Genomic DNA, 13817 nt, shown 5'->3' with positions numbered 1-13817 from the left:
CGCGAGTAACTGAACGATGCCCACCCACCGCCGGGAACGCCTCAACGCTGACGGCTTTCCGGTCCCCGGGCTACTTGGAGGGCAGCCGGAATACGCCGGAAGCGTGCCGTAGGCGGGGCGGAACGGTGAGTTGCTCGCCGCCAATGCTCTGAACCGTCTTCGGGCGGGGGGCTCGCCCGCCCAGGCCGTGGCGGTCACGAGGCCGGGGGCGGTGCCGACTGGAATGTCCGCGTTCTACGCCAGCTCGAAGGGGCCAAGAGCTGATGATCGAGCTGCGGCTTGTCAGACTGCTGCGGGTGTGGGGCGGAAGGTGCGGCGGTATGCCTGGGGTGTGACCCCGATGGCGGCATGAAGGTGCTGGCGCAGGGAGACACCGGTGCCGAATCCGGCGCGGTCGGCGACCAGGTCGACGGGCCAGTCAGTGATCTCCAGCAGGTGCCGGGCCAGGTCGACGCGCTGGCGGACGAGCCACTGGCCGGGGCTGGTGCCGACCTCGTCGCGGAAGCGGCGGGTGAAGGTACGCACGCTGACGTTCGCGTGGGCGGCCATGTCAGCCAGGGTGACGGGTTCAGCGAGGTGCTCCATGATCCACGCCTGTGTGGGGGCGGTGCCGGGGGCGGTGGGGTCGGGGACGGGGCGCTGGATGTACTGGGCCTGGCCGCCGTCGCGCCAGGGCGGTACGACGCAGGAGCGGGCGACCTCGTTGGCGATGTCGCTGCCGTAGTCGCGGCGGACGATGTGCAGGCACAGGTCGATGCCGGCGGCGACCCCGGCAGAGGTGAGGATCTCGCCGTCGTCGATGAAGAGAACGTCGGGGTTGATGCGCGCGGTGGTGAACATGCGCTGCAGGCGGTCGGCTTCGCGCCAGTGGGTGGTGGCGGGGCGGCCGTCGAGCAGTCCCGCAGCGGCCAGCACGTAGGTGCCGGTGCAGATCGCCACGATCCGGGTTCCGGGGCGGATGGCGGCAAGGGCCTCGCGCAGGGTGTCGGGCAGGCGGCCCTCCTCGCGGATGGGGCCCAGCGCGTGGGAGGGCGGGATGACGACGGTGTCGACGGTGGCCAGCAGGGAGGCGTCGTGGGAGACGGTGAGCTGGTAGTCGGCCTCGGTGCGGACGGGGCGGCCGTCCAGACTGCACGTGGTCACGGAGTAGAGCCGGTTGCCCGTGCCGTCGCGGGCGGCGCCGAATATCCGTGCGGGAATGCCGAGCTCGAAGGGAACGACGCCTTCCAGGGCCAGAACGCCAACGTGGTGCATGACCCGATCCTTGCATTCCATGGCCATCGGGCCACTACTGGGGGTCTTTCCGCCCAGGCAGTCTGAGGACGTGCCCAGGAGAAACGGCACGAACGACAAGAAACGCACTGCTGAAAAGAGCACGTCATCATGTCCCAGGCCACCCGCCCCTCGACCATGCGCGCCGTCTCCCAGGACGCCGCCGGAGCCCCCGAGGTCCTCAAGGTCGTCGAGACGCAGCGTCCGGTCCCGGGCCGAGGCGAGATCCTGGTCCGGGTGCACGCTGCAGGCGTGAACCCGACCGACTGGAAGACCCGCGAACGCGGCGTGTTCGCCACCGGGGCCAGGCCGCCGTTCACCCTGGGCTTCGACGTCGCTGGGGTGGTCGAGGCGGTCGGCGGCGGAGTGACACTCTTCGAGGTCGGCGACGAGGTGTTCGGGATGCCGCGCTTCCCTCACCCGGCGGGCGCCTATGCCGAGTACGTCGCCGCTCCGACCCGGCACTTCGCCCCGCGCCCCAAGGGCCTGGACCATATCCAGGCCGGCGCCCTGCCGCTGGCCTCGCTGACCGCTTGGCAGGCCCTGGTGGACACCGCGAAAGTCCAGCCCGGTCAGCGCGTCCTGGTCCACGCGGCCGCCGGAGGCGTAGGCCACCTGGCCGTACAGATCGCCAAGGCCCGCGGCGCGTACGTCATCGGCACGGCCAGCGCCGCCAAGCACGAGCTGCTGCGCTCGCTGGGCGCCGACGAGCTGATCGACTACCGCACCCAGGACTTCGCCGAGACCCTCCGCGACGTCGATGTCGTCCTGGAGACCCTCGGCGGCCCCAACTGGGCCCGGTCCCTGCAAACGCTGCGGCCGGGCGGCACGCTGATCTCGATCCTGCCGCTGGACGACACCTTCCCCGCCGAGGAGGCCGAGGCGGCCGGTATCCGGGCGGTGTTCATGCTCGTCGAGCCCGACCATGCGGGATTGCGCGAGGTTACCTCCCTGGTCGAGGGCGGCCGCCTGCGCGTGATTGTCGACGAGGTCTTCCCCCTCGAAGAAGCCGTCCGGGCCCACACGCTGGGTGAGACCGGCCGCACCACCGGCAAGATCGTCCTCTCCATCGCCCCCTGACCCACCCCGCTGCTTCTGCCTTGCGGCAACCATGCCCTCGGCTCCCAGGCCTGCGTCAGGCAGGCCCCATCCCACCCGCACCACGCAGAACGGAATCATGATGAGCACCATCACCACCCCGGCCAGCACCCGTGACGTTGTCGACGCGTTCTTCGCCCGCTTCGGCGAAGGCGACATGCCCGCCCTGCTGGACCTGTTCGCCGACGGCGTCGACTTCCACGTCGGCGGCGCTCCCAACGTCCCCTGGGCCGGCAGCCGCACCAGCAAGGACGACATCGCCGCGTTCTTCGCCTCCTTCGGCCAGCACCTCACCCCTGCAAAGGAGTACGTCGTTGCCACGACCGTCGTCGATGGCGACCACGCCGTGGTCATCGGCCACAACCGCTTCGAGGTCCTGGCCACGGGCAAGACCTTCACCAACCACTTCGCCCTCCACATCACCGCAGCCGAAGGCAAGATCACCGGCTACCGCATGTACGAGGACAGCCACGCCATCAACGAAGCCTTCACCATCTGAAGGCAGGGCCAGGGCGCTTGGGCTGGGGTGCGCTCCTCGGGGCGGCGCGGGCCGTCTGGAGGGCGATCCGGGCCAGGTCGGCGCCGGACACCTTGCTCTCGCTCACGCCTGCCCCCAAGCGGTGTGCCCGAGGACCAGATTGTGCGTGCCCGCCAGACGTTGCGCCTCATCGACCAGCTGGTTGCTGAACAGCCTCCTGGCTGAAGTCTCGCAGTACTGGTCGATGTGGTCGAAAACGACGCTGTGGTCCTTCAGCCCCTGCACCCGCCAGGCCCGGACCTGCTCGCGGGTCAGGTCCTCGAGAACGAGCTCCTGCTCCTGGTCGTCGCCGCCGACGAGGTCGGTGGCGACGAACGGATGCGGCGCGGGCAGCACGACCGGAGGCATCGGCGCGGCCGGGGCGTCGTTGGCCGGCTGCCCTGCTGCGGCTTCGGCGCGGGCCTGAGCTGCGGCGGCTTGCCGCTCGCGGACCTGCGCCCACCGGTGCTCTCGGATCCACCCCTGGGCGGTCACGTCCTGGTGCAGCTGCTGCTCGGTCGCCGTACGGCGCTCGTTCTCGGAGGCGTGCGGCATCGCCGCGTCGACGGCGGCCGCGACTGCACGGCACTGGTCGCGGCGATCGGCCTGCTGCTCCGCGCAGCGCGGGCAGTCCTGCCTGGAGCCGAGCAGCACCCGGTCATCGCACCGGACATCGCCGCACCGCTGACGCTGGGGCAGGGCCAGGCCGATCAGCCAGCCCACCGGGTCCTTGATCGGACCGCCCAGCCGCATCTGGTCCTCCAGGCGCCGGGCGACCCGATCGGCAAGGACCTGCGGCGCGTCCGTACGGCCGACGAACCCGACCACCCGGGCCAGCTCGCCTCGGGCCGCGGCCTCCACCAGCTTCCGGGCGGCTGGACGCTCCGGGCGCGCCCACACCAGGTCGACCGGTGCCAGGACCGTCCGCAGATCCTCCGGCGGCAAAGGCATTCCCCCGTTATGTTTTTCGCGGTCCTGCAAGAGGGCCGCTGGCCTCCGGGCCCGGCATGACTGTGTCCCCCTGTCGAAGGCATGACCTGGGGGGGTGGTGTCACCGGGCCTGGGAGGTGTCGTCGGAGACGCTGATGAGAGGTCCGACCGCCACTGGTTTTCCTTCAACGTCATCGACACCGAGCGTCAGGGCTGGGCGCGCGGCTGGTCGGCGCTCAAGACGTTCACGGAGCGTGAGCTTCACGCCCGAGTTCCGTACGGGTTCAAGGAGGTCGCGTTCCCCCTGGGGACCTGGGTCGCAGAGCAGCGACGGGCGTACGGGGCGGGGCAGATGACCGGCCTGCGCGCGCAGCGGCTGGAGCAGCTGGGCATGGTCTGGAGCCCGGCCGATGAGCGGTTCCAGGAGAGCCTGGAGGCCGCGAAGGCGTACTACGCGGACCATCGGACTCTCTGCGCTCCGAGGTCCGCCGTGGCCCTGTCCAGGCCGGTGGGACAGTGGTTGAGCAATTTGCGCCGCGCGGGTGCGCTGGATGGTCACCCGGAGTGGGAGGCCGCGCTCCTGGCCGTGGACGCGGACTGGAACCCCTCGTGGCCGGCGGAGTGGCAGCGGCACTACGCCGCGCTGCGCGAGCTGGTGGCCGACGAAGAGGGCCAGGCGGACGTCCTTCCCGGCTTCACGGTCCACGGCATGGGCATCGGCAAGTGGCTGGCCCGGCAGCGGAAACCAGTGGTCTGGCAGGCCCTGACGGGCGGGCAGCGCGAACGCCTGGAGCAGCTCGGCATCACGCCCCCGGCCTCGGAGCTCCCGAAGCCGTCCGCGCCAGCCTTGGGGGCCTGGGGGTGGCGGCTCTGGCGCAGTACAGGGCCACTGGCTCTGTGGCCGTCCCCAGAGGCCACGTAGAGGGGGTCAAGGTCGGTGGCCAGGAGTACCCCGTCAAGCGCGGAGTCTGGATCATGAATCAGAAGGGACGCCGCGCGAAGCTCACTCCCGACAAACTCCAGGCGCTCGCCGCGCTTCGGGCTGGAATGGGCGCGAAAGGGTTAAGGGGTAGGCTAATTTTTTGGTTAAGCGGTATCGAGTCCTGACGTGAAGGTGCATGGAATGGCGTCTGAGGAAGAGCTGTTCGCGTCCGTCGACGCCCTGTTGAACGAGGAGCCGCAGCTCCCGCCTCCGGCGGAGCGTGCCCGGCTGCGTGAGGCCGCCGGTATCACCCAGGCCCGTCTCGCCACCGCGTTGAAAACGACGACCCAGTCGGTGAAGAACTGGGAGAACGGCCGCAGCGAGCCGAAACCACCGCGTCTGGATGCCTACCAGCGGCTACTGAACGGATGGGCCGCGAAGCACCCAGCCCCCGGTGCTGGTTCGGCTGCCGCGCCGGTACCGGGGGCGGCGTCCAGTGAGCCGGCCGCGTCCAAGGTGGAGACGGCAGGTGCACCGCAGGCTTCCGCCGTTGCGGCTGCGGGGCCGACGCGCCCCGCCATCCGACCTGCTGTGCCGTCGCGGCGTCCGGCCGCGAGGAAGGCGGCGCAGCCCGCTGTCGACCCGCGCTTCCCTCACGGCCCGCTCGCCGTCCTGGATGGCGACGGATCCGCGTACGGCACGGACGGCCTCGTGCTGGACTGCCCGGCCACCACCGTGCCGGAGCTGGTGGAGTGGACCCTCAAGGAGTCGGGCCTCGGTGCCGCGAAGCTCAACCGGTACGGCAAGGACTCCGACCCGCTGATCGTGCTCACCGCGGCCGCCGCCGTGAAGCTCGGGCTGCCCGAGCACCTGGAGGGCCACGAGCAGCGCCGCTCCCTGCGCCTCCCGGAGGACCACCCCGTCGTCAAGCAGGTGACGAAGGCCAAGTGGCAGCTCACCCAGCGGGGCTTCGGCCCGTGGGCCCGGATCTACCGCAAGGCGCAGGGCCGCGAGAGACAGTGCGTGCAGCTGGCAGTCCTGTCCTGGGACGCCCTCGATGAGCGGTCCTGGCCCGGCGTCAGCGAGATGGAGCCGGCCGACATCGCCCGCGTCCTCGGCGTGTACGCGACCCGGGTCATCACGCCGCGCGGCTCCACCGCCGTGTCCGGGCTGGAGCTGATGACGGCGCTGCGCCCGCCGACGAAGGCCGTGCGGGACGAAGAGACCGGGAACTGGGTGTCCGGCTACAACGCGGGCTCGCTCGGGACGGAGCCGATGGACCCGGCGCCGCCGGAGGCCACCCCGGAACACCCCGTCGTGGTGAACTCGGGCTGGAAGGGCGGCTTCCTGAACGAAGAGGCCTACCAGTGGGTGCGGTCGGTTCAGACGCTGTCCGATGAGGAGTGCACCCTGCCCTTCGCGGTCGGCCTCGACCTCAACACCGCGTTCCTCGCCGCCGCGGCCCGCCTGGTCGTCGGCCTCTCCGCCCCGGACCGCTTCCACGCCCCGAAGTTCAACCCGAAGATCCCCGGGAGCTGGCTGGCCGACCTCAGCCACATCGAGCTGGACCCGCGCCTGCCCTCCCCGTTCACCCCCGACGGCACCCGCCCGACGGGACCTGCCTGGTACCAGACGCACACCCTCGCCTACGCCCAGGAGCTCGGGCACGACATTCACCCGATCGAGGCGTACCTGCGCAGGGAGACCGGCGCCTACCTCGACCCGTGGCACGACCGGCTCAAGAACGCCTACGTCGACACCCTCGCAGACCTCGGCGTCACCAAGGACCTCACCGACGTGGAGTTCCTGGCGGCGATGGAGCAGCACAAGCAGAACGACCCAGCGCTGGCCGCTGTCCTGGCCGCGATCAAGGCCACGGTGAAGGGCGGCGTCGGCAAGCTCCGCGAGCGCCCGCAGGGCAAGTCCTACAAGGAGGGCGAGACGTGGCCGGCCCTGTCGCGGCCGACGTGGCGCCCCGACATCCGGGCCGCCGTCATCAGCAAGGCCCGGGTCAACATGCACCGCAAGCTCAACAACATGGTCAAGATGACCGGCCTGTACCCGCTCGCCGTGCTCTCCGACTGCGTCGTCTACCCGAGCCTCGGTGAGAGCCCCCTCGACTTCCTCCCCTACGCAGCGTCAGGCAAGCCGCAGCCCGGCGGGTTCCGCCTCGGGCCGACGCCCGGCCTGGCCAAGCTGGAGGGCGTCCAGTCGATGCTGTGGGCGGTCGACCTGATGGAGAAGGGCCTCAACCCGGCCCGCCACATCAAGGGCGGCGACGCCGTCCTGGACGAAGGGGAGTAAGCCGTGGGGGAGATCGAGGACGCCATCGAGCGGGCCGACCGGGAAGCCTTCACCCGCCAGCCGCCCAAGACTCTCAAGGGCCAGGTCGGCTACCTGATCCGCCAGTTGGGCAGTGCGAAGGCCGTCGCCCAGGAGCTCGGGGTCACCGCCGACTCGGTGAACCGCTACCGGCGCGGGGCCCGCAGGCACGCCCGCGCCGACGTCGCCGCGAAGATCAACGCTGCCGTACGGCAGCGCTGGCAGCCCCAGGTCCGCAAACGCCGGCAGAAGCAAGCCGCCGCCTCGGGCGGAATCACAGTGGAGACCCGGGCACGGTTCGGCTACACCGCGCCGGCCGGCACCACCGACGACGGACGCTTCCGGCGACTCACCGTGCACCTCCCCGCGACGTACGCGCAGCGCCTGTTCGACGCCCGCAACACAGGCGCCGGCGACCAGGAGATGCGCGGCATCATCGCCGAAGGCTTCAAAGAGATCTACTTCCAAGACGGCGGAGGCCGAGCCACAGGGCTCTCCGATGTCACCCTCAACGACATCGACTACCTCGACCTCGACTACTGATCTGACGCCAGCCGACGGATCCGGCACCTGCCTGTTGTGGTCGGGTAGCCGGATCACACTGTTGAGCCGAAGCACGATAGCTGTCACAACGGGATGGGTGGGGAAGCTGTTGCTGGCCGCGGGCGCCTTTCGGATGGCTCCTCTGCAAGGTGAGATGACGCTGTCGTTCCTGGGGCGGATCGCGGACAGGTACGGCCTGACAGTGCGGAGTCTGCTGTCGTCGGTTACCGAAGTGGCCGGCCGCCAAGGCGTCGCTGGGGCTCTGCAGGGCGACAGTGAGGTGTTCTTGAACGCTGCGGCCCGGGACCGGGTCGCAGCGCTGTGTCGGGTGCCGCCTGTGGGCTTACGCCGTGCGTTGCCGGCCTGGATGCGGGAGGAGCCGCTGGGCCCCTCGAAGGAGGCGCCGACGGCGCGGCTCCACAACGGGGTGGAGACGGTCCGCTGCCTGGGGCCCGGCGTGCCCGGGCTGTGTGGCTGCGCGGACCGGTCGCGTTGCACCAGCCCGGGTGTACCTGGCGGCGCACCAGCGAGTCTGCCCACGCCGCCGGTACTGGTTGATGAGCGTGCCTGGCAGCGGGGGCCGTGTCGTCGGGCTGGCCGAATGCCCGGAGGTGGTCCAGGCCCAGGAGGATCACCGGAGGCTGCTGCGCTGCTCCCCCGTCGCTGGTTCGGCGTTCGAGGTCGCTGAGGCGGTCACAGCCTGGTGGTGGGCCCAGAAGTGGCCGAGCCGCAGATCCGGGAGCTTTTTAAGCAGGCCCCGACGATGCCGACGACGTGATCGCGGAGCGGATCGGCTGGGAGATGGGCATGACGATCCTCAAGGACCGTGTCCGCGAGTCGCGGCCCGCCTACCTGCCCGTTGATCCGGTCTCGCGAACGACGTATCAGCCCGGCGAGCTGGCCCCAGTGTGACCTGTGGTTCCCGCCGGTCGACATCCCGCTCGGTTGCGGCCAGAGCGGGCGGCCGCCGGTGCTGGTCTTGGTCTTGGTCCGGGACAACGAGTCGGGCATCGGCCAGGGCAAGCTCACCACTCGGTTCGCGGCGTTCGCCGGGATGCTCGCCGTCAAGGTATTCCTCTGCCGCCCTCGTGATCCAGAAGCGAAAGGCCTGGTCGAGCGGGCCAACGGCTACCTGGAAACGAGCTTCCTGCCCGGCCGCGCCTTCAGCGGTCCGGACGACTTCAACACCCAGCTGACCGACTGGCTGAGCATCGCCAACCGGCGGATTCACCGCGCCCTGGGCACCCGCCCCGCCGAGCGGTGGGAAGCGGACCGGGCCGGGCATGCTCGCCCTGCCGCCCATCGATCCGCCGCGCTGGTTCCGCTTCCACACCCGTATCGGCCGCGACCACTACATCCGCGTCGGCACCTGTGACTACTCCGTACACCCGTTGGCCATCGGCAAGCGCGTCCACGTCGCCACCAGCACGGCCGAGGTCATCGTCACTCTCACGCCCGGCGGTGCCGTCGTGGCCCGTCACCCGCGCAGCTGGGCGAGGCACCAGACGATCACCGACCCGGACCACGCCCGCACCGCGGCCGCGCTGCGGGGCGAGTACCGACACCACGTCGCCTCCCAGGCCATCCGCTCCCGCGCGCAGGCAGCGGCCCACCCCGACTTCGTCGAGGTCGAGCAGCTCACCTGCTCACCTGCTCGCCGCCATCGTCGAGCTCGGCGGTGAGCTGGAGCTCCCAGCTACCCGTAACGGGCGCTTCAGGGGCGCGGTCAACCCAGAAGGCTGCGCGGTCAGCGCCGGCCGCCGCCGATGCGGCGGTCGTCGGCCAGTCCGGTAAGCGGGCCGAACTCGCGGGCAAGCTGGTTCCACGTCAGAACCTCGCCACAGCGGGCCGGGAATTCCTTCGGGTTGAACTCGGGCATGGTCCAGGTGCCAGTGCCCCGGTCCCGCAGCCACAGGTCCCCGTCACCGTCGACCACAGTCGGCGGGACCGGTACGGGCTCGGGCTGATCGGTGGGCTCCCAGGTCACCCGGCCCGGGTGGGAAACGCGGCGCAGCTCGGTGGTGGCCAGCCGCGCGGCCAAGTCACGGGTGGACTCTTCGGCGTCCTTGACCGACGCGAGTCGGAATGCGTCGTCAAGTACGGGCAGGGTTGGATTCTTGCTGCGCTTTGAACTCATACGCTGACTACCTCCGGTGGGGGGTGTCACATCCGTTATGGCACCCCGTAGAGGAACACGGTATCCGAGGCGGGAGGCAGGCCGGCTACGACCACTGTCCAGGTGGAGGCGCTGGCACACCGGGCGGTGGGTCTGGGTGGTGAGCTGGTCCTGGACGTGGCGCAACCCGTGGTGGTAGCGCTCACATATGGCGGTCCGGGTCTGAGAAGGTGCGGCCGCCGGGGGCGAGCGGACACCGGGCCGGGGCGGGTGCGGGCTCGGTCTCGCCGGGCGGCTGGCGGAAGTCGGCGCCCTGCTCGACCGGCATCAGCCGGCGCCCACCCGCCTGGGCGGGTACGGGAGCGTCGGAAGCGGGCTCGGAGAAGGCGGGCAGCGAGAGCGGTCGACGGTCGGCCATGATCCCTAGCCTCCCAGGTCCGGCCCCGGGTAGACGGTGTCCCGTAAATGCCAAGGGACATGCTGATTGACCTGCTCGTTCACCTGTCAGCCGGTGAGGGTGAAGTTGTGCGGGGAGGGTCACCGCGCGCGGTGCGGGTACCTCCGGCGCATGCCACTCGATAGCCGTGAACGAGACCAGTGCGCGCGGTCAGAAACGGACTGGCCGCTCGCAGACGGCAACACCGCCCTGCGGGCGATCGTGACGCCGGCACTCCGCGTCAGGTGGGCCGGGCAGCGTCCAGAGCGCTGGCCGCCGCCCGGCCCGCCATCATTCTCGGGGCCGGCGGCCACCGGCCGCTAGCCCACGGGAGTGAGAAGGGCATAGCGGCCATGCGGGCGCTCTGCCCTGCCGTGGTGAGGCGAACGGTCGGCTTGAGGAGCCTGGACGTCACCGTCCCGGCCAACCGGCCTCCCGGGGGCCGGGGTGAGGGAGAGCGGCGCCCTCGGCCCGGCCCGTTCGGGAAGGGCAGGAGCACGGTGTGGGGCTCGCGGGCCCTGCCGCTCGGTCCGAAGGGAGGGGGTCATGGCTGGGTGGTGCGGTGGTGTTCGGCGTTGATGCGCTGCGCTTCCTCGAGCTGGTCCTCAAGGATCACTATCCGGCAGGCGGCCTCGATGGGGGTGCCGCCGTCGACGAGCTCACGGGCCCGGGCGGCGATGCGGAGCTGGTAGCGGGAGTAGCGGCGGTGGCCGCCGGGGCTGCGGAGCGGGGAGATCAGGCGGGCCTCGCCGATCGCGCGGAGGAAACCCTGGGTGGTGCCGAGCATCTCAGCGGCCCGGCCCATCGTGTAAGCGGGATAGTCATCATCATCAAGGCGGTGAAACGAATCATCTGCTGTCACTTGCGCCTCACTGCAGAAGCGGGATCGGGCTGTGGGATTGATGGAAGGTCTCGGAGGGTTGCGGAAGCACGCGTGGAGGGGCCCTGGTGCCATTGGCACCAGGGCCCCGAAGGAACTGCTACACCATCGGCCGGCTGTGAACAGCTGTGCCGGCCTTTCTTGTTCCGCATTCCCACCTGGGAGAGGTAGGGGGTTGCGGGGATCGCGGTTGCTCGACCGGGGACCACCTCACTCACGATGTCCTGCGGTACCCGGACTCAGACTTCCGCCCGGGCGATCCTGATGGCGCCCAACTCCTCCGTTTCTTACCCTCTGAATCTCACATACTGGTACTGCTTCACTGCGTACTACTGGTGATGTGTACTGCGCGGTGACCTGACAGTGCCACCGCTTCGGCAGCCAGCCCCGTCGCCCGTTCTGCAACTGCCCTGGCTTAGAACCCCACTGCCGAACCTCCCGGTGCGCACGCCCACAGCCAGACGCCTTCACCGAGGTACCGCTCTTGATACTGCAACTGTGTGATGCCACTACGTGAACTGCGGCACTGCCCCACGGCGGCCCCTGATCACTGCGGGCCACCCAGTCCGGGGCCAGTTCCGTCGCCGTCCTGCAACTGCTCTGGCTTCGGAACTCCACCACCGAACCGTCCAACATCCTGCAACTGCGGAACTACGTGTACTGCGGTGCTACTCCCGGCAGTTCATCTCTGCCGGGCCCTTCTTCCCTCTGGGCTACGAGAGGAACCATAACCTCACCGCCACCCAATGTCTACTCCAGCCACAACAGGTTTCCGTGCGGCTTGTGAGGAGGTAACCGGGCGCAGGCAGCACACAGAGGAAGGGCCAGGGTCCCAGCGGTCAAGCAGGCCCCGGGCGGCACAGGTTCTGCGTCGCGCGGCTGGTGGCGGCTGGCTGCCCTCGCCGCCCCTCCCTGCGGGCCTCACTGCATCCAGGTGTGGCGCCCACCTGGCACTTCGGTCTCCGTCGCACGGCGGCATACTTGCCCCATGACGTCTCCCGCCGGCCCCCGGCACCCCGGTGCCGGGCCCCTGCCCGTGATCGCCCCCCAAGGCGAGTTCGACTACGGCACGGTGCCCTGGCTGCAGGAACAGATCGACACCGCCGTCAACGAACACGGCGGAGTGATCCTGGACGCCGGGGGCATCACGTTCATCGACTCCACAGTTCTCACACTGATCTTGGCCACCCACCACCGCACCCACCTCCGCATCGCCAACCTGCCCCCCAGGCTGACCCAGGTCTTCGGCATCTACGGCATCGACCGAGTCCTGAACCTCTACCCGACCCTGGACGCCGCCCGCACCACCTGACACCACCCGCAACCCACCACAGCCCCCAGCCCTGCAGAGGCAGGGGCCAGGCGATGGGGGCAGGGGACAGGTAATCTCGTCAAGCTGTTCGACCCCGGCACGAACTCTCTGGCGGGCGGAACCCCCTGTAATGCTGGAGGCTGTCGTGTCGCGGAACCGGATCGCCCTGTCCGAAGTGCTGGCGGCGGCGGAGGACGCCGCGCCGGTGGACTCCCTGGATGTCGTGGCGCGGAATCTGCGTACCCGGTTCGGTGCCCGGTACGTGTCGTTCCTCTTCGTCGACGTCGTCGGCCGACGCCTGCTGCGGGTCAACGACACCGCCGCCGCCGAGCCCGAGGAGGACCGTGCCGAACAGGTCCCTCTCCTCGGCAGCAGCATGTACGACGACGTGCTCCGCACCCAGAAAGTCATGCACGCGGCGGAGGGGACACAGGGCTTCCGGGTGCTGGCTCCGGTCACCAACCGCGGTGACACCATCGGTGTGCTGGAGCTGTTTCTCCACGCAGTGACCGAGGATGTGCTGATACAGGTCGAGGACGCCGCGCACGCGCTGGCCTACATCATCGTCACCGACCGCCGCTTCACCGACCTCTACCACTGGGGCAACCGCACCACCACCGTCAGCCTCGCAGCCGAGATCCAGCGCCAGCTTCTGCCCTCCGCCCCCTCCTGCGAAGCGCCGGAGTTCACTCTCGCCGGAGCTCTGGTCCCGGCTTCCGACATCGCCGGCGACACCTACGACTACAGCCTCGACCACGACGCCCTGCACCTGTCGATCACCGACGCCATGGGCCACGACGTCAGCGCCTCACTCATCGCGACCCTCGCCGTCAATGCATCCCGCGGCGCCCGACGCTCAGGAGCAGACCTCGCCGAACAGGCCCGCCAGATACATCAGGCCCTCCTCGAGCACGGGCGCCGCACCTTCGCCACCGGCCAACTCCTGCGCATCGCCCTCGACGGCAGCCACGCCCAGATCGTCAACGCCGGCCACCCCCGGCCCCTGCGCCTACGCGACGGCACCGTCGAAGAAGTGCGCCTGGCGGTCAACATGCCCTTCGGGGTCCTCCAACAGGGCGCCTACCGGGTCCAGGACATCGGCCTGCAACCCGGCGACCGACTCCTCCTCCACACCGACGGCATGCAAGAACGCGAAGCGGAAACCGTCGACCTGACCGCGCTCCTGCACGCCACCGCCGCCGAACACCCCCGCGAAGTCGTCCGCACCATGGTCACCGCGGTCGCCAACGCCTACAACGGGCACCCGCCCAAGGACGACGCCACCGTCCTCTGCCTCGACTGGCACGGACCCCAAACCCACCACAACAACTAGTAGTGCTTGGTCATGTTGGTGCGGGGTTTGGCATGTCGCGGTGACAGGTGGGGCAGGCGCCGGTCCAGGTCGCGAGGAGTATCTGCAGCTCGCGGACGACTTGGTAGAGGCTCAGACCGACGCCGTCTCTTTTGGG

At 70.0% G+C, this 13817-nt stretch carries 15 protein-coding genes; 10 read left to right on the top strand and 5 right to left on the bottom strand.

Annotated features, from left to right (window positions below; translation table 11 throughout):
- Positions 1-282: 282 nt before the first annotated feature.
- Positions 283-1254, bottom strand: a complete 972-nt coding sequence (locus AMK21_RS33190) for a GlxA family transcriptional regulator (RefSeq protein WP_073882865.1) — start codon at positions 1252-1254, stop codon at positions 283-285.
- Between the two features lie 129 nt (positions 1255-1383).
- Between AMK21_RS33190 and AMK21_RS33185 the strand changes: the two genes are divergently transcribed.
- Both AMK21_RS33185 and AMK21_RS33180 read left to right on the top strand, forming a co-directional pair.
- Complete coding sequence (locus AMK21_RS33185; protein ID WP_073882864.1) at positions 1384-2352, top strand: NADP-dependent oxidoreductase; 969 nt, start codon at positions 1384-1386, stop codon at positions 2350-2352.
- Positions 2353-2449: 97 nt separating this feature from the next.
- Positions 2450-2869 (top strand): nuclear transport factor 2 family protein, encoded by a 420-nt coding sequence (locus AMK21_RS33180; RefSeq protein WP_234422124.1) that lies wholly within the window; start codon positions 2450-2452, stop codon positions 2867-2869.
- Positions 2870-2971: 102 nt separating this feature from the next.
- On the opposite strand, the gene AMK21_RS33175 is transcribed toward AMK21_RS33180, so the two are convergent.
- Entirely contained in the window at positions 2972-3838 is an 867-nt protein-coding gene (locus tag AMK21_RS33175; RefSeq protein ID WP_143194916.1) for a hypothetical protein, read from the bottom strand.
- Between the two features lie 94 nt (positions 3839-3932).
- Between AMK21_RS33175 and AMK21_RS33170 the strand changes: the two genes are divergently transcribed.
- The 6 genes from AMK21_RS33170 (at position 3933) to AMK21_RS36515 (ending at position 9286) form a co-directional block, all read left to right on the top strand.
- Positions 3933-4739 carry a helicase associated domain-containing protein gene (locus tag AMK21_RS33170; RefSeq protein ID WP_324613934.1) on the top strand — a complete coding sequence of 269 codons (807 nt, stop codon included), beginning with the start codon at positions 3933-3935 and terminating at the stop codon, positions 4737-4739.
- A gap of 201 nt (positions 4740-4940) precedes the next feature.
- A complete protein-coding gene (tap, locus tag AMK21_RS33165) occupies positions 4941-7043 on the top strand; it encodes a telomere-associated protein Tap (protein WP_073882861.1) in 2103 nt (700 codons plus the stop codon).
- A gap of 3 nt (positions 7044-7046) precedes the next feature.
- On the top strand, positions 7047-7604 hold the full coding sequence (gene tpg / locus AMK21_RS33160; RefSeq protein WP_073882860.1) for a telomere-protecting terminal protein Tpg: 558 nt from the start codon (positions 7047-7049) through the stop codon (positions 7602-7604).
- A gap of 774 nt (positions 7605-8378) precedes the next feature.
- Positions 8379-8516 carry a hypothetical protein gene (locus AMK21_RS36525; protein WP_234422123.1) on the top strand — a complete coding sequence of 46 codons (138 nt, stop codon included), beginning with the start codon at positions 8379-8381 and terminating at the stop codon, positions 8514-8516.
- A gap of 67 nt (positions 8517-8583) precedes the next feature.
- Positions 8584-8979 carry an integrase core domain-containing protein gene (locus tag AMK21_RS36520; protein WP_234422122.1) on the top strand — a complete coding sequence of 132 codons (396 nt, stop codon included), beginning with the start codon at positions 8584-8586 and terminating at the stop codon, positions 8977-8979.
- Complete coding sequence (locus tag AMK21_RS36515) at positions 8888-9286, top strand: Mu transposase domain-containing protein (RefSeq protein ID WP_073882859.1); 399 nt, start codon at positions 8888-8890, stop codon at positions 9284-9286. Before AMK21_RS36520 ends, AMK21_RS36515 begins: the two co-directional genes overlap by 92 nt.
- A gap of 65 nt (positions 9287-9351) precedes the next feature.
- On the opposite strand, the gene AMK21_RS33150 is transcribed toward AMK21_RS36515, so the two are convergent.
- The 3 genes from AMK21_RS33150 to AMK21_RS33140 form a co-directional block, all read right to left on the bottom strand.
- Positions 9352-9741 carry a hypothetical protein gene (locus tag AMK21_RS33150; protein WP_073882858.1) on the bottom strand — a complete coding sequence of 130 codons (390 nt, stop codon included), beginning with the start codon at positions 9739-9741 and terminating at the stop codon, positions 9352-9354.
- Positions 9742-9922: 181 nt separating this feature from the next.
- A complete protein-coding gene (locus AMK21_RS33145) occupies positions 9923-10138 on the bottom strand; it encodes a hypothetical protein (RefSeq protein ID WP_073882857.1) in 216 nt (71 codons plus the stop codon).
- 562 nt (positions 10139-10700) lie between these two features.
- Positions 10701-11018 (bottom strand): MerR family transcriptional regulator, encoded by a 318-nt coding sequence (locus AMK21_RS33140; protein WP_073882856.1) that lies wholly within the window; start codon positions 11016-11018, stop codon positions 10701-10703.
- A gap of 1006 nt (positions 11019-12024) precedes the next feature.
- Here AMK21_RS33140 and AMK21_RS33135 point away from each other — a divergent pair.
- Together AMK21_RS33135 and AMK21_RS33130 are read left to right on the top strand one after the other, a co-directional pair.
- Positions 12025-12348 carry an STAS domain-containing protein gene (locus AMK21_RS33135; RefSeq protein ID WP_079181327.1) on the top strand — a complete coding sequence of 108 codons (324 nt, stop codon included), beginning with the start codon at positions 12025-12027 and terminating at the stop codon, positions 12346-12348.
- Positions 12349-12493: 145 nt separating this feature from the next.
- The gene (locus tag AMK21_RS33130; protein ID WP_073882872.1) at positions 12494-13681 is read left to right on the top strand and encodes a PP2C family protein-serine/threonine phosphatase; all 1188 of its coding nucleotides are present in this window, start codon (positions 12494-12496) and stop codon (positions 13679-13681) included.
- Positions 13682-13817: the final 136 nt, after the last annotated feature.

This window comes from Streptomyces sp. CB00316 (assembly GCF_001905595.1).
Classification (GTDB): domain Bacteria; phylum Actinomycetota; class Actinomycetes; order Streptomycetales; family Streptomycetaceae; genus Streptomyces.
The sequence above is the reverse complement of the archived record's forward strand: the minus strand, read 5'-3'. Positions and strand labels throughout refer to the sequence as shown.